The sequence below is a fragment of the Streptomyces sp. NPDC014861 genome (genome assembly GCF_043081625.1).
Classification (GTDB): Bacteria; Actinomycetota; Actinomycetes; order Streptomycetales; family Streptomycetaceae; genus Streptomyces.
The window spans coordinates 116243-141332 of sequence record NZ_JBIBWV010000018.1 but is presented as its reverse complement, the minus strand read 5'-3'; the positions used below and the strand labels follow the sequence as shown (position 1 = coordinate 141332).

General features: G+C 71.4%; 23 protein-coding genes, 2 tRNA genes and 1 pseudogene. 7 read left to right on the top strand and 19 right to left on the bottom strand.

Annotated elements, in window-relative coordinates; genetic code table 11:
• The 4 genes and pseudogenes from ACF1BN_RS28315 to ACF1BN_RS28300 form a co-directional block, all read right to left on the bottom strand.
• Window positions 1–767, bottom strand: a pseudogene (locus ACF1BN_RS28315) (hypothetical protein); the annotation flags it as partial.
• Entirely contained in the window at window positions 764–1402 is a 639-nt protein-coding gene (locus ACF1BN_RS28310; RefSeq protein ID WP_392334419.1) for an aminodeoxychorismate/anthranilate synthase component II, read from the bottom strand. The gene ACF1BN_RS28310 and the pseudogene ACF1BN_RS28315, both read right to left, overlap by 4 nt.
• Window positions 1399–1560: a hypothetical protein gene (locus ACF1BN_RS28305; protein WP_392334418.1), complete on the bottom strand. Its 162-nt coding sequence runs from the start codon at window positions 1558–1560 to the stop codon at window positions 1399–1401. The genes ACF1BN_RS28310 and ACF1BN_RS28305 overlap by 4 nt, the downstream gene beginning before the upstream one ends.
• Before the next feature lie 132 nt (window positions 1561–1692).
• Window positions 1693–2472 carry a DUF881 domain-containing protein gene (locus tag ACF1BN_RS28300; protein ID WP_392334417.1) on the bottom strand — a complete coding sequence of 260 codons (780 nt, stop codon included), beginning with the start codon at window positions 2470–2472 and terminating at the stop codon, window positions 1693–1695.
• 140 nt (window positions 2473–2612) lie between these two features.
• On the opposite strand from ACF1BN_RS28300, the gene crgA reads away from it, so the two are divergent.
• Window positions 2613–2867 (top strand): cell division protein CrgA, encoded by a 255-nt coding sequence (gene crgA, locus ACF1BN_RS28295; protein ID WP_392334416.1) that lies wholly within the window; start codon window positions 2613–2615, stop codon window positions 2865–2867.
• A 306-nt stretch (window positions 2868–3173) separates the two neighbouring features.
• Here crgA and ACF1BN_RS28290 read toward each other — a convergent pair whose 3' ends face one another.
• A complete protein-coding gene (locus ACF1BN_RS28290; protein WP_392334415.1) occupies window positions 3174–4040 on the bottom strand; it encodes a rhomboid family intramembrane serine protease in 867 nt (288 codons plus the stop codon).
• A gap of 23 nt (window positions 4041–4063) precedes the next feature.
• Window positions 4064–4582, bottom strand: coding sequence for a peptidylprolyl isomerase (locus ACF1BN_RS28285; RefSeq protein WP_392334424.1), 519 nt, complete (start codon window positions 4580–4582; stop codon window positions 4064–4066).
• A gap of 317 nt (window positions 4583–4899) precedes the next feature.
• Here ACF1BN_RS28285 and ACF1BN_RS28280 point away from each other — a divergent pair, with 317 nt between their 5' ends.
• On the top strand, window positions 4900–5652 hold the full coding sequence (locus tag ACF1BN_RS28280; protein ID WP_392334414.1) for a DUF5324 family protein: 753 nt from the start codon (window positions 4900–4902) through the stop codon (window positions 5650–5652).
• Window positions 5653–5952: 300 nt separating this feature from the next.
• On the opposite strand, the gene ACF1BN_RS28275 is transcribed toward ACF1BN_RS28280, so the two are convergent.
• On the bottom strand, window positions 5953–6318 hold the full coding sequence (locus tag ACF1BN_RS28275) for a DUF6344 domain-containing protein (RefSeq protein WP_392334413.1): 366 nt from the start codon (window positions 6316–6318) through the stop codon (window positions 5953–5955).
• Between the two features lie 269 nt (window positions 6319–6587).
• Here ACF1BN_RS28275 and ACF1BN_RS28270 point away from each other — a divergent pair, with 269 nt between their 5' ends.
• The 3 genes from ACF1BN_RS28270 (at window position 6588) to ACF1BN_RS28260 (ending at window position 9391) form a co-directional block, all read left to right on the top strand.
• Window positions 6588–7787 carry an NAD(P)/FAD-dependent oxidoreductase gene (locus ACF1BN_RS28270; protein WP_392334412.1) on the top strand — a complete coding sequence of 400 codons (1200 nt, stop codon included), beginning with the start codon at window positions 6588–6590 and terminating at the stop codon, window positions 7785–7787.
• Between the two features lie 41 nt (window positions 7788–7828).
• Window positions 7829–8860 (top strand): RNA polymerase sigma-70 factor, encoded by a 1032-nt coding sequence (locus ACF1BN_RS28265; protein WP_392334411.1) that lies wholly within the window; start codon window positions 7829–7831, stop codon window positions 8858–8860.
• A 96-nt stretch (window positions 8861–8956) separates the two neighbouring features.
• Window positions 8957–9391, top strand: coding sequence for a hypothetical protein (locus tag ACF1BN_RS28260; RefSeq protein ID WP_392334410.1), 435 nt, complete (start codon window positions 8957–8959; stop codon window positions 9389–9391).
• A gap of 49 nt (window positions 9392–9440) precedes the next feature.
• Here the strand turns inward: ACF1BN_RS28260 and ACF1BN_RS28255 are convergent, their stop codons facing one another.
• Together ACF1BN_RS28255 and ACF1BN_RS28250 are read right to left on the bottom strand one after the other, a co-directional pair.
• Complete coding sequence (locus ACF1BN_RS28255) at window positions 9441–10736, bottom strand: MFS transporter (RefSeq protein WP_392334409.1); 1296 nt, start codon at window positions 10734–10736, stop codon at window positions 9441–9443.
• 200 nt (window positions 10737–10936) lie between these two features.
• Window positions 10937–11009, bottom strand: a tRNA-Ala gene (locus tag ACF1BN_RS28250).
• 127 nt (window positions 11010–11136) lie between these two features.
• Between ACF1BN_RS28250 and ACF1BN_RS28245 the strand changes: the two genes are divergently transcribed.
• The gene (locus tag ACF1BN_RS28245) at window positions 11137–11688 is read left to right on the top strand and encodes a helix-turn-helix domain-containing protein (protein ID WP_392334408.1); all 552 of its coding nucleotides are present in this window, start codon (window positions 11137–11139) and stop codon (window positions 11686–11688) included.
• A gap of 58 nt (window positions 11689–11746) precedes the next feature.
• Window positions 11747–13036 carry a serine/threonine-protein kinase gene (locus tag ACF1BN_RS28240; protein ID WP_392334407.1) on the top strand — a complete coding sequence of 430 codons (1290 nt, stop codon included), beginning with the start codon at window positions 11747–11749 and terminating at the stop codon, window positions 13034–13036.
• A gap of 30 nt (window positions 13037–13066) precedes the next feature.
• Here the strand turns inward: ACF1BN_RS28240 and ACF1BN_RS28235 are convergent, their stop codons facing one another.
• The 10 genes from ACF1BN_RS28235 to dnaN all read right to left on the bottom strand — a co-directional run bounded on the left by ACF1BN_RS28235 (window position 13067) and on the right by dnaN (window position 24740).
• On the bottom strand, window positions 13067–14395 hold the full coding sequence (locus ACF1BN_RS28235) for a hypothetical protein (protein WP_392334406.1): 1329 nt from the start codon (window positions 14393–14395) through the stop codon (window positions 13067–13069).
• Window positions 14396–14656: 261 nt separating this feature from the next.
• The gene (locus ACF1BN_RS28230) at window positions 14657–14791 is read right to left on the bottom strand and encodes a DLW-39 family protein (protein WP_208809277.1); all 135 of its coding nucleotides are present in this window, start codon (window positions 14789–14791) and stop codon (window positions 14657–14659) included.
• Between the two features lie 147 nt (window positions 14792–14938).
• Window positions 14939–15012, bottom strand: a tRNA-Ile gene (locus tag ACF1BN_RS28225).
• Window positions 15013–15133: 121 nt separating this feature from the next.
• Window positions 15134–15703 carry a DUF3566 domain-containing protein gene (locus tag ACF1BN_RS28220; protein WP_392334405.1) on the bottom strand — a complete coding sequence of 190 codons (570 nt, stop codon included), beginning with the start codon at window positions 15701–15703 and terminating at the stop codon, window positions 15134–15136.
• A 105-nt stretch (window positions 15704–15808) separates the two neighbouring features.
• The gene (gene gyrA, locus ACF1BN_RS28215) at window positions 15809–18406 is read right to left on the bottom strand and encodes a DNA gyrase subunit A (protein ID WP_392334404.1); all 2598 of its coding nucleotides are present in this window, start codon (window positions 18404–18406) and stop codon (window positions 15809–15811) included.
• A gap of 41 nt (window positions 18407–18447) precedes the next feature.
• A complete protein-coding gene (gene gyrB, locus ACF1BN_RS28210) occupies window positions 18448–20478 on the bottom strand; it encodes a DNA topoisomerase (ATP-hydrolyzing) subunit B (RefSeq protein WP_392334403.1) in 2031 nt (676 codons plus the stop codon).
• A gap of 337 nt (window positions 20479–20815) precedes the next feature.
• Window positions 20816–21376, bottom strand: a complete 561-nt coding sequence (locus ACF1BN_RS28205; protein ID WP_376597706.1) for a DUF721 domain-containing protein — start codon at window positions 21374–21376, stop codon at window positions 20816–20818.
• Window positions 21373–22494 (bottom strand): DNA replication/repair protein RecF, encoded by a 1122-nt coding sequence (recF, locus tag ACF1BN_RS28200; protein ID WP_392334402.1) that lies wholly within the window; start codon window positions 22492–22494, stop codon window positions 21373–21375. The genes ACF1BN_RS28205 and recF overlap by 4 nt, the downstream gene beginning before the upstream one ends.
• 59 nt (window positions 22495–22553) lie before the next feature.
• Window positions 22554–23429, bottom strand: coding sequence for a phosphogluconate dehydrogenase (NAD(+)-dependent, decarboxylating) (gene gnd, locus ACF1BN_RS28195; protein ID WP_355734190.1), 876 nt, complete (start codon window positions 23427–23429; stop codon window positions 22554–22556).
• 180 nt (window positions 23430–23609) lie between these two features.
• Window positions 23610–24740 carry a DNA polymerase III subunit beta gene (gene dnaN / locus ACF1BN_RS28190; protein WP_030753814.1) on the bottom strand — a complete coding sequence of 377 codons (1131 nt, stop codon included), beginning with the start codon at window positions 24738–24740 and terminating at the stop codon, window positions 23610–23612.
• Window positions 24741–25090 lie beyond the last annotated feature (350 nt).

Genomic DNA, 25090 nt, shown 5'->3' with positions numbered 1-25090 from the left:
TGGTCGACCTCCTGGCCGGCCAGCACGTTGGTCCACCACAACTGGTAGGCCACGAACAGCAGCATCACGACGCCCAGGGTGATGAACAGCTCGCCGACGACCACGCCGACGCTGTCCTTGGCCGCCTTCGCCTCACGGGCCGCACGACGCGCCTCCACCCGCGACAGCGGACGCCCGGCGGCGGGACCCCCGCCGTCCGTCCCGGAGGCCGGAGCGGCGCCTCTGCGGCTCTTCCCGCGGCCCTGCTTGGCGGCGGCCCGGCGTCGTTCGGCCCGTCCCGGCCCGGGAAGGGGCTCCACGGGCCGCGGAGCCGCCTCGGCGACCTCGGGCAGCTGCTGGGTCTCCCCGGCCCCGTAGGGCTCCCGTATGGGCTCGTACACGGGCTCGTGGGACGCCGGCGGCGACGACGCCGGCTCGGCCCGGTGCCGCGCCTGGTCCTGCGGCCGATGCGGCTGCGGTTGCGGTCGCTGCTGCTGATGCGGCTGCGGTGGCTGCTGGTGCGGCTGAGACTGCGGCTGAGACTGCGGCTCCTGGTACGGATACGGATACGGGCCCTGCTGCTCGTAGCCGTACGACTGGGCCTGCGGATGCTGCGGATGCTGCTGCCGGGGCTGCTCGTACGCAGGCTCGTACCCGGTCTCGTACGACGGGTCGTACGAGGGCTCGTACGGGGCCTGCGCCTCGTACGGACGGGTGCCGTGGCCCTCGGGTATCGGCTCTGCGCCGGGCTCCCCGGAGCCCCGGAACCACGGCGAGCCCGTGGTCACGCGACGGCCTTGCCCACCACCGGCGCGAGCCCCGCCGACCGGTCGACCGCTCCCTCGTCTCCGCACTGCACCAGCCAGTTGGCGAGCATCAGGTGGCCGTGCTCGGTGAGCACCGACTCGGGATGGAACTGGACGCCCTCGACGGGCAGGTCGCGGTGGCGGAGGCCCATGATGATGCCGTCCTCGGTCCGCGCGGTCACTTCGAGCTCGGCCGGCAGGACGGTGGGCTCGGCGGCGAGCGAGTGGTAGCGGGTCGCCGTGAACGGCGAGGGGAGGCCGGCGAAGACGCCCTTGCCCTCGTGGAGGACGGGCGAGGTCTTGCCGTGCAGCAGCTCGGGCGCGCGGTCGACGACGCCGCCGTAGGCGACCGCCATCGACTGCATGCCGAGGCAGACGCCGAAGACGGGCACGCCGGTGGCGGCGCAGTGCCGCACCATGTCGATGCAGACGCCGGCCTGCTCGGGCGCGCCGGGACCGGGCGACAGCAGCACGCCGTCGAAGCCGTCCTGGGCGTGGCTCAGCTCCACCTCGTCGTTGCGGAGCACCTCACACTCGGCGCCGAGCTGGTAGAGGTACTGGACGAGGTTGAAGACGAAGCTGTCGTAGTTGTCGACGACGAGAATCCGCGCGCTCACTGGCCGTCCACCGTCACATCGTTGAACGGAAGCAGCGGCTCCGCCCAGGGGAACACGTACTGGAAGAGGAGGTAGACGGTCCCGAGGACCAGTGCGAGGGAGATCAGCGCCCGCACGAACGCGTTCCCCGGCAGATGCCGCCAGATCCAGCCGTACATGACTTCGCCGCCCCTTCCGTTCGTTACGGCCACCAGAGTACGGGGCGCGGGCGCCGCCGTGGGGAAGCTGTCCGAAGCCTGTGGACGACGGTCCGGGGACGGCCTGCTGTGGACAACCGGTCCCGGACGGGCCTACGCGGCCGGCTTCGCGTGGTGGAGGTCGACCGCGCCGGTGTATCCGGGCAGGGTCACGCCCTTGTGGTCGTCGACCTTCCAGCCGAGCCCGTAGGCCTTCACGTAGAGCTGGTAGTTCTGGAGCGCCGGGGAGTCGGCGAGCGCCTTGTCGAGCCTGCCCCGGTCGCCGACCGCGGTGATCTTGTACGGAGGCGAGTAGACGCGGCCCTGGAGGATGAGGGTGTTGCCGACGCAGCGGACCGCGCTGGTGGAGATGAGCCGCTGGTCCATGACCCGGATGCCTTCGGCGCCGCCTTCCCAGAGGGCGTTGACGACGGCCTGGAGGTCCTGCTGGTGGATGACCAGGTCGTTGGCCTGCGGTTCCGGGTAGCCGGGGGCTGCCTGGGCGCCGGGCGGGGCGTCGTTGAGGGTGACGGTGAGGCCGGGGCCGGAGATCTCGGTGGTGCCGGCGGCGGTCTCCAGCTCCTTCAGGCGCCGGTCCTCGGCGGCGGTCGAGCCGTCGTCGCGGGCGGCCAGGGAGTCGACCTCGCCGCGCAGGGCCGCGGCGGACTCGTCGAGGCCGGCGTTCTTGTGGCTGCGTTCCTCGATGAGGTCGGAGAGCCTCAGGAGGGACGCGTCCGTGCGGATGTTGGTGCCCTTGGCGGTGTTGAAGCTGGTGACGAAGAGCAGTCCGGCGAGGGCGAAGACGGCAAGGGTGAGCAGCCGGACGGGACGCCACCTGCTGGTGCGGCCCGATCCGGCGAGGGGGTCGCGCGGAGTGCCGGCGGAATTGCTCAACGTACCCTGATCCCCTTCTGCGCCGCGGAACCACTACGCTAACGGACGCCCGGGGGACGCAGTCGACCTGCTACGTCACATCCCGGCGACAGCCACAGTTCCCTGCGCGGTCACGCAGCGCATCGACAGGAGAGTCCCTCGTGCCGAAGTCACGGATCCGCAAGAAGGCCGATTACACGCCTCCGCCGGCGAAGCAGGCCACCAACATCAAGCTGACGAACCGCAGCTGGGTCGCTCCGGTGATGCTGGCCCTGTTCGCCGTCGGTCTGGTGTGGATCGTGGTCTTCTACGTCACCGACGGTTCACTTCCGATCGAGTCCATCCGGAACTGGAACATCGTGGTCGGTTTCGGCTTCATCGCCGCCGGGTTCGGTGTCTCCACGCAGTGGAAATGAGCTGATCAGCGGCGCGCTTAGCGGGTCCGCCCGGCCGTCGTCAAGCTCACCCCAGAGTTTATCCACAGCGTTGTGCACAGCACTGGGATAACTTACGAAGATCTGTGGATAACTCGCACCGGGTTGACGCCGGTATGACCGCGAAGGCTTCCTCGGAACAGATCGGAGCCCCCTACCTCCCGGGAGAAATCCCAGGTCAGAGGTAGGGGGCTCGGTCACACCCCCAGACGTGGGGAGAACTCGCCCCACGCTGTGGATAACTCTGGGGAAAGCTCGCTTCCCCAGCTCGTCCACAGCCTCCCGCGCTCAGGTGAGCGCGAGCGTGCGTGCGGTCACGATGCCCACGTCGATCAGCAGCAGCACCCCACAGGCGCCGTACTGGATCAGGTCCCGGCGGGCCCTGGGCGCCCGCACGAGCACGAAGGTCACGAGGGCGCCGGCCACGAGTCCACCCACGTGCGCCTCCCAGGAGATCCCCGGACGGGTGAACGTCATCAGCAGCGAGAAGGCCACGAAGAGGGCCACCGGCCGCATGTCGTGACGGCGCCGGCGGGCCAGCACCACCCACGCGCCGATGAGGCCGTAGACGACCCCGGAGGCGCCCAGCGAGGGCTGGTTCGGCGCGGCGACCACATAGGCCAGGACGGAACCGGACAGCCCCGACAGCAGGCACAGCAGCACGTACCGGGCCCGGCCCAGCTCGGGCTCGACGATCCCGCCGATCACCCAGAGGCCGAGCAGGTTGAAGAGGATGTGCCACGGCTCCTGGTGCAGGACCGTGGAGGTGATCAGCCGGTACCACTCGCCGTCGGCGACGCCGACGACCTCGCCGAGCAGCGGGTTGTACGCGTACCCGATGAGCACCAGCTCGTCGACGAACCGGTCGCCGAGGGCCAGGACCAGGACGTAGACCAGCACGTTGATCCCGATGAGGATCTTGGTGACCAGCCGGTCGTCCTTCCTGACGCGGCCACCGGCGAGCGTCCGCGGCTGGTTGGCGTCGGCCGCGTGGCCGGTGCCGGAGCCGCTGCGGACGCAGTCCGGGCACTGGAAGCCGACCGAGGCGGAGATCATGCACGCCGGGCAGATCGGCTTCTCGCAGCGGGCGCAGCTGATGCCCGTCTCGGTGTCCGGATGGCGGTAGCAGGGCCGCAGTCCGGGCTGCGTGTCCATGGGCGGGGTCCCGTCCTTCCCGGTCAGCGCTGCTCGATCACCACGGACTCGACCACGACGTCCGTCAGCGGCCGCTGGGTCTGCGGGTCGGTGGAGACGGACGCGACGGCGTCCACGACGGCCCGGCTCTTCTCGTCCACGACCTCGCCGAAGATCGTGTGCTTGCGGTTCAGCCAGGTCGCGGGGCCGACCGTGATGAAGAACTGGGAGCCGTTGGTGCCCGGGCCGGCGTTGGCCATGGCCAGCAGGTACGGCCGGTCGAACCACAGCTCCGGGTGGAACTCGTCGGCGAACTCGTAACCCGGGCCGCCGGTGCCCGTCCCCAGCGGGTCCCCGCCCTGGATCATGAAGTCTCCGATGACCCGGTGGAAGACCGTGCCGTCGTAGAGCGGGTCGGTGGAGACCCGGCCGGTGGCCGGATGGGTCCACTCGCGCTCGCCCGAGGCGAGCTCGACGAAGTTCCGCACCGTCTTGGGCGCGTGGAACGGCAGCAGGCGCACCTCGATGTCGCCCGCGCTGGTCTTGAGGATCGCGTACGGCATGGCCACGGTCCGCCTTCCCTCCCTGGTCGTGCGTCACGCCGCGGAGGGGATCGCCTCACGCTCCCGCGGCTCTGGCGAGTCGATCCTCGCATGCCCGCGACGGCCCGCCCGCACCCTCGCGCGGCCTGTCCGTCCCGTTCTCACGCAGGGTCCGCCCCGCCGTCATGCCCGGTCCGCCCCGCCGTCATGCCCCGATCGTCCCACCCCGTGCCCCGGATGCCCGCCCCGCATGCCGGACCTGGCTCCGGCAGGCATGATGCCGAAAAGGATGGAAAGGCGAAAAACCGATACCGCTCGCCACCGAGGAGGAGGAACCCGTGACTCGCATGGACAGCGTGCGCGCCGCTACGGATTCGGCGAAGGAAAGCGTCCTGCACGCCGCGGACGTGGTGGCGCCGTACGCCGGCACGGCCAAGGACCAGGCCGCGCACTATGCGCACGAGGCGCGGGTGCGGATCGCACCCAAGGTGTCGAGTGCCGCTCGACAGGCACGCGCGCAGGCACGTGAGCAGTACGCCGCGCTGGTGGCGCCGCACGTGCCGCCGCGGGTCGACGAGGCCGCGCAGCGCGCTGCGGCTCGGACCCGCTCGGTCGCCCATCAGGTGGCCGACTACACCGTTCCGCGCGTCGAGAGCGCGGTCGCCGCGACCGGTCCCGTGGTGGAGGAGGCCGGGTCGCGTTCTGTTGCCGCCTGGGCCGCGCTGCGCGGTCAGGTGACGCCGGACGACGTCCGGAAGATCGTGAGGAAGCAGGAGCGCCGGGCCAGGGCCGGGCGTCTCGTCAAGGGTCTCGCCGTCGTGGGCTTGCTGGTCGGCGGCGCGGTCGCCGCGTGGAAGTGGTGGGACAGGCAGGCCAACCCCGACTGGCTGGTCGAACCGCCGGCGCCCACGGATGTGGACGAGGGTTCGGGCATGCCGTCCGCGTCGGAGGTCTACACGGGCGCGGAGGCCGAGGCCGGTACGAACGTGGTCACGGAGTCCGGGAGCGACGTGGAGATCGAGACCGGGACCGTGGCCGGGATCGAGGCGGAGACGGAGACCGAGTCCACGGAGCCCGACGAGCGCCGCTGACCTGGGGCCGTTCCGTTCGATCCGATGATGCGGACTGCTCCGCGTGATCCAAGGGATCTGGATCTGGATCTGGATCTGGATCTGTCTGGTGCACCGGGTGCGTCGGGTGCATCGGTTGCACCGGGTGCGTCGGGATCCGACTGATGCACCGGGTCCGGCTGGTGGTCCGTCCGGTCCATGTCCATCGGGTCCGACGGGTGGCCCGTCCGGTCCATCGGGTCCGTCCGTTCCGTTCGTCGGTCGCCGCGGGCCGCACGGCGCTGGGGTGCCGGGAGGGAGGTGTCGTGCTCTCCCCGCACCCTAGGCGGCCGTCGCGAGCGCCAGCTCCGTCAGCGCGGCCGGGTCGCTCCCGAGCGGCGTGGCGGCCCGCAGCTGGCGGGCGGCGGGCGAGGAGCCGTGCGCCTCGGCGCCGATCCGCTGCTTGATGGTGGGCGGCAGCGAGCCCTGCCGGACCGGGGCCCACGGCTCCGCCTGCCTCGGTGCCACCACCGCCGCGGCGCGCTGTGCGGCGGCGGCCGGGGCGGCGGGGGCGGCCGGCTCCTCGGGCTGGGTCACCGGGGCCTGGCCCTGGGCGGCGGCGGGGGCCGCCAGGCCGACGGAGGCGAGCAGGGCGAAGAGGACGGAGATGAAGGCGGTCCAGAACTGCTTGACCTTGGCGGTGGCCATGGCCCCTCACTTTCGCGTGTACGGCGTTCTCGGATGGTTCATTTCAGGTTGCGCGCTTTACATACCTTCCTCATGATCTGTACGGGCGCCCGTTTCCGGCGGAGCGACGCCGCCGCCGCGCAGTTCTTCGGATGAACACCACCCGTCCGGACCAGTCCCGCCCTCTCAGGCCCATTCACAGTGATCCCCGTCACATCCACGTCACAGGCGACGACCCCTCGGTGTCTTGATGCCGAACAGGTCGAACCCCTGCAGACGGAGGAGAAATCATGGGCGGGAACACCGAAGTGGTCGTGATCGGCGGCGGGTACGCCGGTGTCATGGCGGCCAACCGACTCACCCGGCGCGACGACGTGACCGTGACGGTGATCAACCCCCGTCCGTCCTTCGTCCCCCGGCTCCGCCTCCACCAGCTGGTCGGCGGCAGCCACCCCGCGCTCGTCCGGTACGAGGACGTCCTGGCGGAGCGCGTCCGGCTGACCGTCGACTCCGTGGCCCGGATCGACTCCCACGCGCGCGTGGTGACCCTGGAGTCGGGCGCCACGGTCGGCTACGACCACCTGATCTACGCGGTCGGCAGCACCGCCGCCCGACCCGCTGTCCCCGGCGTCGCCGAGCACGCCCACCACGTCGCCGAGCTGGAGTCGGCCGAGCGGCTGCGGAACGCCGTCGCGGCACTGCCCGCCGGTGTCCCGGTGACCGTCGTCGGCGCGGGCCCGACCGGCATCGAGACCGCGGCCGAACTCGCCGAGGGCGGCCGCCCGGTGACGCTGGTCTGCGGCGGGGTCCTCGGCCCGTACCTGCACCCCAGGGCGCGCCGCTCGGCCGCCCGCAGGTTCGCCGCCCTCGGGGTGACCGTGCTCGACGGGCCCGGTACGAAGGTCACCGAGGTCACGGCGGAGTCGGTCCGGCTCGCCGACGGGCGCGTGGTGACCGGCGGGCTCGCGGTCTGGACCGCCGGCTTCGACGTCCCCGACCTGGCCGCGCGCAGCGGGCTGACCACCGATGCCGCCGGGCGCCTCCTCACCGACGAGACCCTCACCAGCGTCGACGACGAGCGGATCGTCGCGGCCGGCGACTGCGCGTCCCCCTCGGACCTGCCGTTCCGGATGAGCGCCTACGTCGCCGGCTGCCTCGGCGCGCACGCCGCCGACACCGTGCTCGCCCGGATCGAGGGTCGCCGCCCCGAGCCCGTGGACCTGACGTTCAACGCGATGTGCCTCAGCTTCGGGCGCCGTACGGCGATCTTCCAGATCGCACACAAGGACGACCGCGCGATGGGAATCTACGTCGGGGGGCGACCGGGGGCGAAGCTCAAGGAACTCGCCTGCACGCTCAGCGTCAAGCACCTGACCGCTGAGGCCCGCGAGCCCGGTGCGCACTCCTGGCCCAAGGACGGCAAGCACCGGCCGCGGCAGCTGCGCGAGCGTGCGGTCCGCCCGTCGGACGCCCCCGCGCACACGGCCTGACCGACGGCCCGGCACACCGACCAGGGGGAGAAGACCGCAGCATGACCAGCACGCACGACACGGACCGGCCCACGGACCCGAGGCCGCAGCAGACCTCCGACCGCCCCACCGACCCGACACCGGAGCGGACCACCGCCCCGGCCGCGACGACGGCCACGGCCACGGCCACAGCCACGACCACACCCCCGGAATCGAACCCCGCCACCGACACCTTCGTCGCCCACCGCGACCTGCTCTTCACCGTCGCCTACGAGATGCTCGGCTCGGCGGCCGACGCCGAGGACGTGCTCCAGGAGACCTGGCTCCGCTGGACCGGCGTCGACCTGGCGCAGGTCCGCGACCAGCGGGCGTACCTCGTGCGGATCACCACCCGGCAGGCCCTCAACCGGCTCCGCACCGTGCGCCGCCGCCGGGAGGCGTACGTCGGCCAGTGGCTGCCCGAACCGCTGCTCACCACGCCGGACGTGGCCGAGGACGTCGAGCTCACCGAGTCCGTGTCGATGGCGATGATGCTGGTCCTGGAGACGCTCACGCCGACCGAGCGGGCCGTCTTCGTCCTCCGCGAGGTCTTCGAGGTGGGGTACGACGAGATCGCGGCGGCCGTCGACAAGACGCCGGCCGCGGTCCGTCAGATCGCGCACCGGGCCCGGAAGCACGTCGACGCCCGCCGCCCCCGCACGACGGTCTCCGCGCGCGAGGCGCGGGCGGCCGTGGACTCCTTCCGGCGGGCGCTGGAGACCCGCGACCCCCAGGACTTCCTCGACCTGCTCGCCCCCGACATCGTCCTCGTCAGCGACGGCGGCGGCATCAAGCGGGCCGCGCTCCGCCCGGTCGTCGGCGCCGAGAAGGTCACCCGCTTCTACCTGGGCGGCACCCTCAAGGCCGACGTGACCGTCACGACCGAGCCCACCGTCGTCAACGGCGCCCCGGCGCTCGCGATCCACCTCGACGGCGAGCTGGACGGGGTCATGGCGATGCGCGTCGAGAACGGCCTGATCAGCGGCCTCTACTACGTCCGCAACCCCGAGAAGCTCAGCCACGTGATGGCCGCGACCGCCCTCACCCTCCGCTGACACCGCACCGCTCGCACCGCCCCTCCTCATCACCGCACCGCCCCTCCTCATCACCGCACCGCACCCCACGACACCGCACCGGAAAGGACCCCCGAGATGCCCGGACGGACCACGACGGCCGTACGACCCGGCACCACGCACCACCGGACCGTCAGGACCGCGGTCGCCCTCCAGACCCTCGCCCTCTTCTTCCAGGCGGGCACCGCCGGCGCCCTGCTCGTCTCCCCGCTGGGCGCGCAGCTCCACGACGTGGGCTCGCGGGTGATGTACGGCGCCTCGATGCTGTACGTGGTGGCCGCGATCGTCGCCTGGCGGCCGGGCGGCGGCAGCCCGAGACCGGTCCTGTACGCCTCCGGGCTCCTCGTCCTCGCCTCCGTCCAGGTGGCCCTCGGCATCGCCCACCTGCCCGCGTACCACGTGCCGTTGGGCATCGTGATGGTCGTGCTCAGCACCCTGGACCTGGCCCGCGTCCTGACCGCGTCCCCCGCGCCCGGGAAGGGCACCGGCCACGGCGGACCGGCCCGAGCATGACCGCCACGGACCGGCCGGCACGTGACCGCCGCGGGCTCGCGCGGCTCGCTCAGGCGCGGGTGTCGGCCGCCGGGGTCGCGGCGCGGATCAGCCGGTCCGTCCCGACGAGGGGAAGGGCCGTCAGGAAGGCCCCCACCACCCCGATCCAGAGGCAGGGCACGACGCCGACGCGCGAGCCGAGCCAGCCGGCCAGAACCGCCGCCGCGGGCATGCTTCCCCACACCACGCACCGGATCGTGGCGGTCATCCGCGCCAGCATGTCCGGGGGGCAGACCCGCTGCCGCACGCTCACCTGCGCGATGTTGAAGGTCACCGCGCCCCAGGTCATGCCGAACTGGCCGATGACGAGCAGGGCGACCGGGAGCACGACGCCGGACCCGCCCAGGGATCCGCCCAGGGATCCGGCCGCGGGGAAGGCCGCCATGGACGCACCTGCCAGGACGAGGCCGGCCGCCATCACCTTCCCCGCCTCGTACCGGGCACGGACCCTCGGGAGGGTGAGCGAGGCCAGGAGGCCGCCGAGCGTGCCGACCCCGAGGACGACCCCCATGACCGTGGAGCCCAGCCCCAGCGTCCTCAGGACGAGCAGCGGCGTCAGCGTCATGGCGAGGGTGGCGAAGAAGTTCGACACCCCCATCACGACGCACAGCCGCCGCAGCAGCGGGTGGCCGGCGACGAACCGGACCCCGGCCAGGATCTCCCGCCCCAGCCGGGACTCCCGTCCGCCCTTCCCCTCGCGGGAGGGTTCGGAGTCCTCGACCGTCGCCAGGAGACCCGCGCACACCACGTAGGCCAGCGCGTCGACGGCGATCACCACGGGCGCGCTCACCGCCTTGAGGAGGAATCCCGCCGCGGCCGGACCGCCGGCCGCGGAGATCTGCGCCGAGGACTCCAGCCTCGCGTTCGCCCGCTCGATGTCCTTGTCGGGGACGATGAACGGCACGTACGACTGGTACGCGACGTCGAAGAAGACCGAGGCCACTCCGACGACCACCGCGACCGCGTACAGCCACCCGAGCGACAGCCGGTCGACGGCCCACAGCACGGGGACGCAGGCCAGCACGACGGCCCGCACGACGGCCGCCCCGATCATCGTGGCCCGCTTCGGCCGGCGATCCACCCACGCGCCGGCCGGCAGGCCCACGAGCAGGTAGCACACGGTGAGCGCGGCCGTCAGGTAGCCGACCTCCGCCGCGCCGGCGTGCAGGGACTCGATCGCGACCACGGGCAGGGCCACCATGCCGAAGCGCTGGCCGAGCTGCGACACGGTCTGAGCGGTCCAGAACCTCGGGAACCCGCTTCCGCTCCCCTCCGACACCGCGGCGCCGGACACGGAGACCCCCATCAGACCGCCCCGCCCCTCGACCACCGGTCGACGGACCCCGACGGTCTCCGCCCGGACCCGCCCGTCCGCTCCGGGCGGCGGACCGGCTCACGCCGCCGCAAGACGCTCCTCGGCACGACGTTCCCTCCCCATGACCCCACCCCGCCCAGCAAAACGCCCCCCTGGACCGCGTTTCCGCGGTTCAAGGGGGCGTCTGTGAGTGGAGCCTAGGGGAGTCGAACCCCTGACATCTGCCATGCAAAGACAGCGCTCTACCAACTGAGCTAAGGCCCCGGAACGAGGACAGCGTACCGGTTCTCCCCCCGTGCCGGGCAAAAGGTGGGACTCCCGGTGAACGACCACGCTCCGTAAGATGCTGACCGAGGTTCGCAGTGGCGAACCGCAGGGATGGGGAGAAGTGATGGACGCAGCGCAGCAGGAAGCCACGGCAAGAGCCAGAGAGCTTCAGCGCAGTTGGTACGGAGAGCCGCTGGGGGCGCTCTTCCGTCGGCTGATAGACGACCTCGGGCTCAACCAGGCCCGGCTGGCCGCGGTGCTCGGACTCTCCGCGCCCATGCTCTCCCAACTGATGAGCGGCCAGCGCGCCAAGATCGGCAACCCGGCCGTGGTCCAGCGGGTCCAGGCCCTCCAGGAGCTGGCCGTCCAGGTCGCCGACGGCAGCGTCAGCGCCGCCGAGGCCACCGACCGCATGGACGAGATCAAGAAGTCGCAGGGCGGCTCGGTCCTGACCGCGACCGGCGGCCAGACCCCCAACGGATCCGGCGCCCCGACCGTGCGCCGCGTGGTCCGCGAGATCCAGTCGCTGCTGCGTTCCGTCTCCGCCGCCGGCGACATCATCGACGCCGCCGACTCCCTCGCCCCGCACCACCCGGAGCTGGCAGAGTTCCTCCGGGTGTACGGCGCCGGGCGCACCGCCGACGCGGTCGCCCACTACGAGTCGCACCAGAACTGACACGGCACGCACGACTGACGACGGACGACTGACGACGGACGGGGAGCGGCGCAGCACGATGGGTGAGGTCTTCGCCGGCAGGTACGAGCTGGTCGATCCGATCGGGCGGGGCGGGGCCGGCGCGGTCTGGCGCGCCTGGGACCACCGCCGGCGCCGCTATGTGGCGGCCAAGGTGCTCCAGCAGAGCGACGCCCACACGCTGCTCCGCTTCGTCCGGGAACAGGCGCTGCGGATCGACCACCCGCACGTCCTCGCCCCGGCCAGCTGGGCCGCCGACGACGACCAGGTCCTCTTCACGATGGACCTGGTCGCCGGCGGGTCGCTCGCCCATGTCATCGGCGACTACGGGCCGCTGCCGCCCCGCTATGTCTGCACCCTTCTCGACCAGCTGCTGGCGGGTCTGGCGACGGTGCACACCGAGGGGGTCGTCCACCGGGACATCAAGCCGGCCAACATCCTGATGGAGGCCACCGGTTCGGGCCGTCCGCATCTGCGGCTCTCGGACTTCGGCATCTCCATGCGCAAGGGCGAACCGCGGCTCACGGAGACCAACTACGTGGTGGGCACGCCCGGTTACTTCGCTCCCGAGCAACTCCTCGGCTCCGAGCCCGACTTCACCGCGGACCTGTACGCCGTGGGGCTGGTCGCGCTCTATCTGCTGCACGGCACCCGGCCGGACTCGCAGGCCCTGGTGGAGCACTTCGTCACCCACGGCACCCCGCCGGCGCCCGCGAGCGTCCCCGAGCCGCTGTGGCAGGTGCTGGCGGGACTGCTCCAGCCCGATCCGCAGGCCCGCTTCCGGACGGCCACGGGCGTGCGGAAGGCGCTGAGCGCCGCCGTGGAGATGCTGCCCGAGCCGGAGGGCGGTGAGGCGCCGGTCGAGATCTTCGACCAACTCGGTCCGCTGCCCGCCGGTTTCGGCCCCGAGGGCCCGGCCGCACGACCGGTCCAGGACGCGCCTCCCGCGCCCCAGGAGCCCCCACAGCCGGTCCAGAACGCCCCGCAGCCGATGCGGGCCGCCCCGCCGCCGTACCAGCCGGTGCCGGGGCCCTCGGAGACGGGCAGTTTCCATCTGCCCCCGCCGGTGACCCATCCCGTACCCCCCTTCGACCCCGCCGCTCCCCAGGCGCCGACGCCGACGCGTCCGCAGGCGGCGGCGCATCCGCAGGCGGCGCATCCGTACGCCCCTACTCATCCATACACCGCTCAGCCCCATCAGGTTCCCGGTCCGCCCGGCTCCGCGGCCCCGGCGGCCCTCCCCGGACCGTCCCCGAAGGTGGCGGTCCCGGTGCTGCTGCTCGCGCTGGTGTCGCTCGCGGTCGGCTTCTGGGCGCTGACGCAGATCTGACGCCGGCCCGCCCCGATCCGGAGGGGTCCTTCAGGCCCGGCGGCGGGCCAGAAGGGTCCAGGCGCCGAGGCCGACGAGCAGGACGGTGCCGAGGCCGAGGCCGCCGGCGGCCAGGGCGACCATCCCGCTGTCGGCGCTCTTCGCCTCGGCCCCCGTGGCGCCGTTCGCCGCGGCCTTCCGGTCGTCGCCGGTCACCTGGAAGACGCCCGGGTCGCCCGCGTACCCCGGGCCCTGCTTCTTGTCGCCCCTGACGGTGACCCGCAGGATCAGCGGCAGCGGCCCGTCGCCGTACTCCTGGGCGATCTCCGGGCTGAGCGTGGCGGTGAGGTAGTACCAGCCGGCGAAGCGCATGCCGTTGGTGGCGGTCTCGTAGGAGGAGCGGTTCTCGTGGGCGACCGGCCGCTGCGGGGCGAGGGCGACGGTGGCCGGCTTGCCCCGGTAGCTCTCCGTCCGGAGGTCGACGAAGCCGCGCGCGGGGTTGTCGAGGCCGAGCGCGAGCGCGTTGCCGACCAGTTCGTCGCCCGCGGAGCTGCTGCCCAGCTCGGCGGTGGCGAAGATCTGCTGGCCCCAGTCGACCGGCACCCGCCAGAACAGCGTCTGGCCTGGGCGGACGTCCGCCCGCCACTCGCCTTCCTGGAGCGAGACGGCGGTGTGGAAGCCGGCTCCGCCCTGCCGCTCCTTCGGTCCTCCGGCGGGCGGCGCGGGCGTCCCCGAGGGCCACGACTCGGGCAGCTTGTCCGGCCCGTTCTTGCTCAGCAGCGGCTCGTCGACGTGCTGGAGCTCCAGCTCCCAGTCGTCCGGGGCGGAGTCGGCGTCCGACTCCCGCTCGACGAGGACGTAGTACGTACCGGCGTCCTGGCAGTAGCTCTCGTCCGGATCGACGATCCTGCGCGCGTAGCCGGTGAGCGGCCGGACATGGTCGCCGGCCGCGAAGTTGACCTCCTGGTAGCCGCACTCGTTGCCCGAGCCGTCCTGGATCGCGATCCGGAAGCCGTCGCCGTACGCGGCCTTCCCGCCCGGCTTGGGGACGGCGACAGCGGAGACGTACGAGTTCCTGGTGGTGTCCAGATTGAGCCGGTAGTAGACCTTGCCGTCCTTCTTGAGGGTGTCCCGGTAGGTCCTGCCGAGCTCCAGCGGGTCCGCGTCGGCGCTGGAGGCGGCGCCCTGGATCCGCTGCGCCGCGGGGTCGAAGGCGTACGGGGGGATCGCGGCGCCGTCGGCCGCCCACGCGGGCAGCGCGGTGAGCGTGCCCACCGCGGCGGCGGCCGTGAGCAGCGCCGCCGCCTTCCGTGTCCTGCCCGCGGTCCTCGCCCGGTGCCCGGTGCCGTGCCCGGCCGTCTCCCCCGCCTGCGTGCTCACGCGCTTCTCCTCGTCGTGTCCGTCACCGCGTCCCGTCCCGGGGCCGTCGTGCCGGACCATCCTGCCCCGCTCCCGCCCCCGGTGTCCGCATCGGGCCGGACGGGCATCCGGATTTTGCTGGAGCAAGCCGCCGGCTCGCCGCGCCGGGCTCAGGGACGCTCCGTCACGGCCGCGCGGCGGCCCGTGCCGTACAGGGGGCGGAACGCCGAGATCCCGGCCGCGCGAGGCGCGGCCGGGATCTCGGTTTCAGCTGGATGGGTCTCAGACACCGGAACCGGACGGCACGGAGTCGGTCGCCTCCGTCCACAGGTCCTGCTCGGCGCGATCCGCCTGGATCTGGCGGTACACGAGGAGCCCGCCGATGGCGGCCAGTGCGACCAGGAGCAGCTTCTTCACCGCGCGACCTCGTCTTTCGTTGACGTAGGAGACTTCTGACGCCCACTCTACACATCGACCGATACCGATCGGTGACCTGCGCGAGCGCCAAACCTCACACAACGAGATCGACCCGGACGGAGGAACCGTCCGGGTCGATCGCTTCTGTGGGGCTAACAGGATTTGAACCTGTGGCCTCATCCTTATCAGGGATGCGCTCTAACCAACTGAGCTATAGCCCCGCCGCGCTTTGCGGTGTGTGTCCCGCGCGCTGACTCCTGAAGATTAGCGCACGTGGGGGCCAGTCCCAAAATCGCCCGGGCCGAAGGCCCTGAGCGCTCCACGGGGTGGCCCCCACGCGGCCTACTCGTCCTCGGCCAGCGTCAGCTCGACGCCGCCGACGAAGCCGGCGGACAGGTTGTAGATGAACGCGCCGAGGGTCGCGAGGGCGGTCATCAGGACCACGTCGATCACCGCGATCACCGAGGTGAACATCAGCACCCGCGGCAGCGACAGGAAGGACTGCAGATCGAAGCCGTTGGACTCGTTCGAGCCCGTGGCCTCGCTGATCGTCCCGCCGACCGTCGAGAAGACGCCCATGGCGTCCATGACCATCCACAGCACGGCCGCCGCGACGATCGTGCAGATGCCCAGCGCGATGGAGAGCAGGAAGCTCACCTTCATGACCGACCACGGGTCGGCCTTCGCCACCCGCAGCCGCGCCTTGCGGGTGCGCGGGGTCGTCCGCGCGCCCGTCCGGGGCCGCCGCACCGCCGAGGCGGACTGGCCGCCCTGGGTGCCGCCGCCGCCCTGCGGGCCGTCGTAGGCCCTCGGCGGGTGGTAGGCGCCCGCCGGCTGCGCCGCGGGCCGTTCGCCCGGCAGAGCGCCGTTGTAGCCCTGATAGGGGGGCTGCTGCCCCCGAGTGTCCGTCACCGCAACCCCCTGGGAGTCCGTGGCCGAGCCACGGGCGCCGTGCGCTCCAGCACCTGCAGAAGCTCCGGCAGCCGCCGATCCGGCGCCCGTGGCTCCACTCACGCTCTACTCCTCGTGATCCCCGGTCGCAGGCTCCGTGCCCTCGACCGATGCCTCGGCCTCGGATGCCTCGATGGCACCCTCGGCGTCGTCGACCTCTTCGTCCTCGCCGCCGGCCTCGGCGTTCCGTGCGATGCCGACGACGGCATCGCGCTTGCCCAGGTTGATCAGCTGGACGCCCATGGTGTCACGGCCGGTCTCCCTGACTTCGTTGACTCGCGTGCGAATCACACCGCCGGACAGCGTGATGGCGAGGATCTCGTCGGTCCCCTCGACCACCAGCGCGCCCACGAGCGAGCCGCGGTCCTCCACGATCTTGGCGGCCTTGATGCCGAGGCCGCCGCGGCCCTGGACGCGGTACTCGTCGACGGGGGTGCGCTTGGCGTACCCGCCGTCCGTCGCGGTGAAGACGAACGTACCGGGCCGGACGACATTCATCGAGAGCAGTTCGTCGTCCTCCCGGAAACTCATGCCCTTGACACCCGAAGTGGCGCGTCCCATCGGGCGCAGCGCGTCGTCCGTGGCGGTGAAGCGGATCGACTGCGCCTTCTTGGAGATCAGCAGCAGGTCGTCCTCGGCGGAGGCCAGCTCGGCGCCGATCAGCTCGTCGGCGACGCCTCCGGCGCCGTTGTCCCGCAGGTTGATGGCGATGACGCCGCCGGAGCGCGGGGAGTCGTAGTCCTTGAGCGCGGTCTTCTTCACCAGGCCGGAGCGGGTGGCGAGGACCAGGTACGGCGCGGCCTCGTAGTCGCGGATCGCGAGGATCTGGGCGATCTGCTCGTCCGGCTGGAAGGCCAGCAGGTTGGCCACGTGCTGGCCGCGCGCGTCCCGGCCGGCGTCCGGCAGCTCGTACGCCTTGGCCCGGTAGACCCGGCCCTTGTTGGTGAAGAAGAGCAGCCAGTGGTGGGTGGTGGAGACGAAGAAGTGGTCGACGATGTCGTCCTGCTTCAGCTTCGTCCCGCGCACGCCCTTGCCGCCGCGCTTCTGCGAGCGGTAGTCCTCGGTCTTCGTCCGCTTCACGTAGCCGCCACGCGTGATGGTGACGACGATGTCCTCCTCGGCGATGAGGTCCTCGATGGACATGTCACCGTCGAAGGGCACCAGCTTGGAGCGGCGGTCGTCGCCGAACTTGTCGACGAGCGCGGCCAGCTCCTCGCTGACGATGGTCCGCTGCTTCTCCGGCGAGGCGAGGATCGAGTTGTACTCGTTGATCTTCGCCTGGAGCTCGTCGTGCTCCGCGATGATCTTCTGGCGCTCCAGGGCGGCGAGCCGGCGGAGCTGCATCTCCAGGATCGCGTTCGCCTGGATCTCGTCGATCTGGAGGAGCCCCATGAGGCCCTCGCGGGCCACCTCGACCGTGTCGCTGCGGCGGATGAGGGCGATGACCTCGTCGATGGCGTCGAGGGCCTTGAGGAGGCCGCGCAGGATGTGGGCGCGCTCCTCGGCCTTGCGCAGCCGGAACTTCGTCCGGCGGACGATGACCTCGATCTGGTGCGTCACCCAGTGGCGGATGAACGCGTCCAGGGAGAGGGTGCGCGGCACGCCGTCGACGAGCGCCAGCATGTTGGCGCCGAAGTTCGTCTGGAGGTCGGTGTGCTTGTACAGGTTGTTCAGGACGACCTTGGCGACGGCGTCCCGCTTGAGCACGATGACCAGGCGCTGGCCGGTCCGGGACGAGGTCTCGTCGCGGACGTCGGCGATGCCGCCGATCTTGCCGTCCTTCACCAGGTCGGCGATCTTCTGCGCGAGGTTGTCCGGGTTGGTCTGGTACGGCAGCTCCGTGACCACCAGGCACTGGCGGTTCTGGATCTCCTCGACCTCGACGACGGCGCGCATCGTGATGGAGCCGCGGCCGGTGCGGTACGCCTCCTCGATGCCCTTGCGGCCGACGACGAGCGCGCCGGTCGGGAAGTCGGGGCCCTTGATGCGCTCGATGAGCGCGTCGAGGAGCTCCTCGTGGCCGGCCTCGGGGTGGGCCAGGTACCACTGGGCGCCCTCGGCGACCTCGCGGAGGTTGTGCGGCGGGATGTTGGTCGCCATGCCGACCGCGATGCCGGCGGAGCCGTTGACCAGGAGGTTCGGGAAACGGGCCGGGAGGACCGTCGGCTCCTGGTTGCGGCCGTCGTAGTTGTCCGTGAAGTCGACGGTCTCCTCGTCGATGTCGCGGACCATCTCCATCGACAGCGGCGCCATCTTGCACTCGGTGTAGCGCATGGCGGCGGCCGGGTCGTTGCCCGGGGAGCCGAAGTTGCCGTTGGAGTCGACGAGCGGCATCCGCATCGACCACGGCTGGGCCAGGCGGACCAGCGCGTCGTAGATGGAGGAGTCGCCGTGCGGGTGGTACGTACCCATGACGTCGCCGACGACGCGGGCGCACTTGTAGAAGCCCTTCTCGGGCCGGTAGCCGCCGTCGTACATCGCGTACAGCACGCGCCGGTGGACGGGCTTGAGGCCGTCACGCACGTCGGGCAGCGCGCGGGACACGATGACGGACATCGCGTAGTCGAGGTACGAGCGCTGCATCTCGGTCTCGAGCCCGACGGGCTCGATGCGCAGCACCGGGTCTTCTTCTTCGGTGGTCACGGGGGGGTTCTCGTCGGCCATTGCTGGTCGTCAGTCCTTTCGTACGGTCAGCTGGGACCGACTCAGATGTCGAGGAAGCGAACGTCCTTGGCGTTGCGCTGGATGAAGGAGCGGCGTGCCTCGACGTCCTCGCCCATCAGCACCGAGAACAGGTCGTCGGCCTGGGCGGCGTCGTCCAGGGTGACCTGGCCGAGCACGCGGTGCTCGACGTCCATGGTGGTGACGCGCAGCTCCTCGGCGTTCATCTCGCCGAGACCCTTGAAGCGCTGGATCGAGTCTTCCTTGATCCGCTTGCCGTTCTGCTTGCCCAGCTCGACCAGCGCGTCGCGCTCGCGGTCCGAATAGGCGTACTCGAAGTCGTCCCTGCCCCACTTGATCTTGTAGAGCGGCGGGCGGGAGAGGTACACGTGCCCGTGCTCGATCAGCGGCCGCATGAAGCGGAAGAGGAAGGTCAGCAGCAGGGTGTTGATGTGCTGGCCGTCGACGTCGGCGTCCGCCATCAGGATGATCTTGTGATAGCGGAGCTTCTCGATGTCGAAGTCCTCGTGGACCCCGGTGCCGAAGGCCGAGATCAGCGCCTGGACCTCGGTGTTCTGGAGGATCTTGTCGATCCGGGCCTTCTCGACGTTCAGGATCTTGCCGCGGATCGGCAGGATGGCCTGGTACATCGGGTTCCGGCCGGACTTGGCGGAGCCGCCGGCGGAGTCACCCTCGACGATGAAGATCTCGCACTTGGTGGGGTCGTTCGACTGGCAGTCGGAGAGCTTGCCCGGGAGGGAGGCCGACTCCAGGAGGCCCTTGCGGCGGGTGAGGTCGCGGGCCTTGCGGGCGGCCACGCGCGCGGTGGCGGCCTGGATGCCCTTGCGGATGATGTCCGCGGCCTCGTTCGGGTTCCGGTCGAACCAGTCCGTCAGGTGCTCGTGCACGACCTTCTGGACGAAGGTCTTCGCCTCGGTGTTGCCCAGCTTGGTCTTCGTCTGGCCCTCGAACTGCGGCTCGCCGATCTTGACCGAGATGATCGCGGTCAGACCCTCGCGGATGTCGTCGCCTGTGAGGTTGTCGTCCTTCTCGCGGAGCAGCTTCTTCTCGCGCGCGTACTTGTTGACGAGCGTCGTCAGCGCGGCGCGGAAGCCCTCCTCGTGGGTACCGCCCTCGTGGGTGTGGATCGTGTTGGCGAAGGAGTACACGCCCTCGCTGTACGACGAGTTCCACTGCATCGCGATCTCGGCGGAGAGCAGGCGCTCCTTGTCCTCGGCCTCGATGTCGATGACGGTCGGGTTGACCAGCTCGCCCTTGCGCGAGTTGAGGTACTTCACGAAGTCGACGATGCCGCCCTCGTAGTGGTACTTCACCGTGCGGGCGGCCTGCTCGTCGGAGGCCTCGGCGTCCGGGTCGTCGGCGCCGACCGTGGCCTTGGCGGACTCGCGCTCGTCGGTGAGCGTGATCGTCAGGCCCTTGTTGAGGAAGGCCATCTCCTGGAAGCGGCGGGAGAGCGTCTCGAAGGAGTACTCGACCGTCTCGAAGATGTCCGGGTCGGACCAGAACGTGACCGTGGTGCCGGTCTCGTCGGTCGCCTCGTGCTGCGCCAGGGGCGCGGTCGGGGCGCCCATCTTGTAGTCCTGGGTCCAGCGGTGGCCGTCGGTCCTGATCTCCACCGACACCTTGGTGGAGAGGGCGTTGACGACGGAGACGCCGACGCCGTGCAGACCGCCGGAGACCGCGTAACCGCCGCCGCCGAACTTGCCGCCCGCGTGGAGGACCGTCAGCACGACCTCGACGGCCGGCTTGCCCTCGGACTCGACGATGCCGACGGGGATGCCGCGGCCGTTGTCGACGACGCGGACTCCGCCGTCGGCCAGGATCGTCACGTCGATGGTGTCCGCGTGGCCGGCCAGGGCCTCGTCGACAGAGTTGTCGACGACCTCCTGCACCATGTGGTGCAGGCCGCGCTCACCGGTCGAGCCGATGTACATACCGGGGCGCTTGCGCACCGCATCCAGGCCCTCGAGGACCTGGATGTTGCTGGCGGTGTACTGGTTGTTCTCGTTGGGGTTGCCGGAATCGGCCACGAAGCGCCCTTTCTGGCACAGCACAGGCCGTGCTCCGGGCATAGGGGAGCCGGCTGCGTCGTTCGACAGTTCCGCAGTGTGGCGGGATTGTCTTCCAGTCTACCGGTACCGCTGACAGTCATGGGGGTTTGCGGGTACCTGAATGCGCATGTGCCGCCCTCGGCGCCCCCGAGACGACTCCCCATATCCGGACAGGGTCTCCAGGGGCCTCTGACGGCCACCTAGCGCTTCGGGTGGTGACGGGTAGTGCCGCCCGGCCGCGGGCGTGTGTCCCGCCGGGCCGGACAGGGTGGCGCGGGCCTCCGCGCGACGGCGCCCGACGGCTCGGACCCGCGCTCCCGGCGCCCGTCCACGCGACGGCTCAGCCGTACGTGTCCCCGGGTCCGACGGACCCCGGCGCCCGCAGCGGCCCGTACCGCCGCGCCCCCGCCCCGGGCCCGAGGACCTTGATCAGGCGTACCGTCCCGTGCCCCAGGTCCTCGTTGAGCCGCGCCACCAGCGTCGGCGCCAGCAGCCGCAGCTGCGTCGCCCAGGCCGTCGAGTCGCACTGCACGGTCAGCACGCGCGCGTCCGGCTCCTCCTCGTACTTCACCGGTACGCAGTGCTTGGCCAGGTCCTCGCCGACGATCTGCGGCCAGCGGCCCATCACCCCGCCGACGGCCGCCGGGGTCTCCCAGCCGCGCTCGGCGAGCAGGCGGTTGATCGCGGAGCCGAGCGCCATCGGGTCGCGTCCGTCGGCGCGCGCGCCGGAGCGCAGGCCGCCGCCGCGCCGGGCCTGCTTCTGCTGCTGCGCGGCCGCGCCACGCGCGCGTGCCTGCTCCTTGGCGGCGCGCAGCGCGACCCGGGCGAGGTCCACACCCGAGGGTTCGGGGGCCGCGGGCTTGTCCACAGGTTGTGGGGAAGTTTCGCCGTCGCCGCTCATACGCGCTCCACCGTCCCTCCGGTCACGGCGTACCGCGTCCCGGCGAGGACGCCCGGGACGTCGTCGTCGACCGCCGCGGTCACCAGGACCTGCTCGCCGTGGGCCACCAGCTCCGCCAGCCGCTCGCGCCGGCGCGCGTCCAGCTCGGCGAAGACGTCGTCGAGGACGAGGACCGGCTCGTTGCCCTCGGAGCGCAGCAGGTCGTACGAGGCGAGGCGGAGCGCCAGCGCGTACGACCAGGACTCGCCGTGGCTCGCGTACCCCTTGGCCGGCAGGTCGCCGAGGCGCAGCAGCAGCTCGTCGCGGTGCGGGCCGACGAGGGTGACCCCGCGCTCGATCTCCTGCTTGCGGACCTCGGCGAGGGCGGCGATCAGCTGCTCGTACAGCTCCTCGCGGCTCTGTCCGGTGCCGGGGGCGGAGGACCGGTACTCCAGCAGAATCGGTCCGCCTCCGGGCGCGAGCTGTTCGTACGCCTTGTCCGCGAGCGGCTGGAGGGTGTGGACGAGGTCGAGCCGCTGGGCGAGCAGCTCGGCCCCGGCCCGGGCCAGGTGCTGGTCCCAGACGTCGAGCGTGGACAGGTCCATGCCCCGGCCGCCGTGGCGGCGGGCCATGGCGGCGGACTTCAGCAGGGTGTTCCGCTGCTTCAGCACCCGCTCGTAGTCGGAGCGCACGCCGGCCATGCGCGGCGCGCGCGCGGTGATCAGTTCGTCGAGGAAGCGCCGGCGCTCGCCGGGGTCGCCCTTGATCAGCGACAGGTCCTCGGGCGCGAAGAGCACGGTCCGCACGATGCCGAGCACATCACGGGGTCTGACCTGCGAGGACCTGTTGATCCGGGCGCGGTTGGCGCGGCCCGGGTTGAGCTCGAGCTCGACCAGCTGGGAGCGCTCGCCCTGGGTGACGGCGGCCCGGATGACGGCCCGCTCGGCCCCCATCCGCACCAGCGGGGCGTCGGAGGCGACGCGGTGGCTGCCCAGGGTGGCGAGATAGCCGACGGCCTCGACGAGATTGGTCTTGCCCTGGCCGTTGGCCCCGACGAACGCGGTGACGCCCGGGTCGAGGGGTACCTCGGCCCGGGCGTACGAGCGGAAGTCGGCCAGCGAGAGATGCGTGACGTGCATGGTGGGCGCCGGCCTTCCCCCGGTCGCTGTGCACCGGGTGGTGCACAGCCTGTGGATTGCTACTTCTTCTCGACCGCGTGGCCGCCGAACTGGTTGCGCAGCGCGGCGATCATCTTCATCTGCGGCGAGTCGTCCTGACGGGACGCGAACCGCGCGAACAGCGACGCGGTGATCGCCGGGAGCGGTACGGCGTTGTCGATGGCGGCCTCGACGGTCCACCGGCCCTCGCCGGAGTCCGACGCGTAGCCGCGCAGCTGGTCCAGGTGCTCGTCCTCGTCGAGGGCGTTGACCGCGAGGTCGAGCAGCCAGGAACGGATGACCGTGCCCTCCTGCCAGGAGCGGAAGATCTCGCGGACGTTCTCCACGGAGTCGACCTTCTCCAGCAGCTCCCAGCCCTCGGCGTAGGCCTGCATCATCGCGTACTCGATGCCGTTGTGGACCATCTTCGCGAAGTGGCCCGCGCCGACCTTGCCGGCGTGGACGGCGCCGTACGGGCCCTCGGGCTTGAGCGCGTCGAAGATCGGCTGGACCTTCGCGACGTCCTCGGCGGAGCCGCCGTACATCAGCGCGTAGCCGTTCTCCAGGCCCCAGACGCCGCCGGAGACGCCGCAGTCGACGAAGCCGATGCCCTTGGCTGCGAGCTCCTCGGCGTGCTTCTCGTCGTCGGTCCAGCGGGAGTTCCCGCCGTCCACCACGATGTCGCCGGGGGAGAGCAGCTCCGCCAGCTCGTCCACGGTGGACTGGGTCGCCGCACCGGCGGGGACCATGACCCACACGACGCGCGGACCCTTGAGCTTGCCCACAAGCTCTTCGAGGCTGGGGACATCGGCGAGGTCCGGGTTGCGGTCGTATCCGATGACGGTGTGGCCTGCGCGGCGGATGCGCTCGCGCATGTTGCCGCCCATCTTGCCGAGACCGACGAGACCGAGCTCCATCAGAGTGTTCCTTAAGCGTCGTGTGCGGTTCCTACCCGGGTCCGAGCCTACGCCCGGACCCGGCCGCACACCTGTGGGGTCAGCCGCTCAGTCGACGCCCACGCGCGCAGGTCAGCCGCTCGGCCGCACCGGCTGCCGCGACGCCCGGGAGGCCGTCCCCGACCGCCCGGGCGGTGGGCGTCAGCCGCTCAGCCGCACCGGCATGATCAGGTACTTGTAGGCGTCGTCCGCCTCCGCGTCCACGGCCGGGCGCCCGCTCAGCAGGGCCGGCTTGGTGGAGGTCGTGAAGGAGAGCTGGGCGACCGGGGAGTCGATCGCGCTGAGGCCGTCCAGCAGGAAGGTCGGGTTGAAGGCGATCGAGATGTCGTCGCCGTCCAGCTGGGCGTCGACCCGCTCCACAGCCTGTGCGTCGTCGCTGGAACCGGCCTCCAGGATGAGCACGCCCTGCTCGAAGCTGAGCCGGACCGGGGTGTTGCGCTCGGCGACCAGGGCCACGCGCTTGACGGCCTCCACGAAGGGGGCGGTCTCGATCACCGCGACCGAGTTGAACTCGGTGGGGAAGAGCGTGCGGTACTTCGGCAGGTCGCCCTCGAGGAGGCGGGTGGTGGTGCGGCGGCCCGCGCCCTCGAAGCCGATCAGGCCCTCGCCCTGGCCGGAGCCGGAGAGCGCGAGGGTGACCGTGTCACCGCTGGTGAGCGCCTTGGCGGTGTCCAGGAGGGTCTTCGCGGGCACCAAGGCGACCGCGGAGGCGTCCGGGGACTCCGGCTTCCACAGGAACTCGCGGACCGCGAAGCGGTAGCGGTCGGTGGAGGCCAGGGTGACGGTGTCGCCCTCGATCTCGATGCGCACGCCGGTGAGGACGGGGAGCGTGTCGTCGCGGCCGGCGGCGATGGCCACCTGGGCGGCGGCGGCGGCGAAGACCTCACCGGGGACGGTGCCGGTCGCGGTGGGCATCTCCGGCAGCGCCGGGTACTCCTCCACAGGGAGCGTGTGGAGGGTGAAGCGGGAGGAGCCGCAGACCACGGTCGCCCGTACACCGTCTGTGGAGATCTCCACCGGACGGTTGGGGAGGGCGCGGCAGATGTCGGCGAGGAGGCGGCCGGAGACGAGGACGGTGCCGTCCTCCTCGACCTCGGCCTCGACGGAGACGCGGGCGGAGACCTCGTAGTCGAAGCTGGAGAAGCTCAGCGCGCCGTCCTCGGCCTTCAGCAGAAGGCCCGCGAGAACGGGCGCCGGCGGACGGGCCGGAAGGCTGCGGGCCACCCAGGCCACCGCCTCCGCGAGTACATCGCGCTCCACCCGGATCTTCACCGGAAACCGCCTCCTGCTTGTTGCTGGCTCTACGTCGACTGCGGCATCCAGTCTGACGTACGCCGCCGACACTCGGTGCGGCTCGGGGTCAAGTCGCGACAAGAGCGGGTCGGGGCTCAGGCGCCGAGTTGTGCACAGGCCCCGCTTCAAAGCGGATTCCGGGCTAACTATGAGTGGCAGTAGTAGTAGGGGCTGTGGAAACCGTGGATAACGCCGTCCACGCAGGTCAGGCCCAGTTTTTTGTCCACTGCCCCTGTGGGTGGAACCCGTGGACAACCACGGTTCTCTGTGGACACCCGAAAGTTCTGCACACCCGATACACAGGCGAGGGGGAGTTCTCCCCAGTGCTG

Coding starts and splice junctions, on each gene's coding strand:
- ACF1BN_RS28275 (WP_392334413.1), bottom strand. CDS start 6,318: ATGGCCACCGCCAAGGTCAAGCAGTTCTGGACCGCCTTCATCTCCGTC.
- ACF1BN_RS28270 (WP_392334412.1), top strand. CDS start 6,588: ATGGGCGGGAACACCGAAGTGGTCGTGATCGGCGGCGGGTACGCCGGT.
- ACF1BN_RS28265 (WP_392334411.1), top strand. CDS start 7,829: ATGACCAGCACGCACGACACGGACCGGCCCACGGACCCGAGGCCGCAG.
- ACF1BN_RS28285 (WP_392334424.1), bottom strand. CDS start 4,582: ATGCCGTACGCGATCCTCAAGACCAGCGCGGGCGACATCGAGGTGCGC.
- gyrA (WP_392334404.1), bottom strand. CDS start 18,406: ATGGCCGACGAGAACCCCCCCGTGACCACCGAAGAAGAAGACCCGGTG.
- gnd (WP_355734190.1), bottom strand. CDS start 23,429: ATGGAGCTCGGTCTCGTCGGTCTCGGCAAGATGGGCGGCAACATGCGC.
- ACF1BN_RS28260 (WP_392334410.1), top strand. CDS start 8,957: ATGCCCGGACGGACCACGACGGCCGTACGACCCGGCACCACGCACCAC.
- ACF1BN_RS28290 (WP_392334415.1), bottom strand. CDS start 4,040: ATGGACACGCAGCCCGGACTGCGGCCCTGCTACCGCCATCCGGACACC.
- ACF1BN_RS28245 (WP_392334408.1), top strand. CDS start 11,137: ATGGACGCAGCGCAGCAGGAAGCCACGGCAAGAGCCAGAGAGCTTCAG.
- recF (WP_392334402.1), bottom strand. CDS start 22,494: ATGCACGTCACGCATCTCTCGCTGGCCGACTTCCGCTCGTACGCCCGG.
- ACF1BN_RS28240 (WP_392334407.1), top strand. CDS start 11,747: ATGGGTGAGGTCTTCGCCGGCAGGTACGAGCTGGTCGATCCGATCGGG.
- ACF1BN_RS28255 (WP_392334409.1), bottom strand. CDS start 10,736: ATGGGGGTCTCCGTGTCCGGCGCCGCGGTGTCGGAGGGGAGCGGAAGC.
- ACF1BN_RS28305 (WP_392334418.1), bottom strand. CDS start 1,560: ATGTACGGCTGGATCTGGCGGCATCTGCCGGGGAACGCGTTCGTGCGG.
- ACF1BN_RS28205 (WP_376597706.1), bottom strand. CDS start 21,376: ATGAGCGGCGACGGCGAAACTTCCCCACAACCTGTGGACAAGCCCGCG.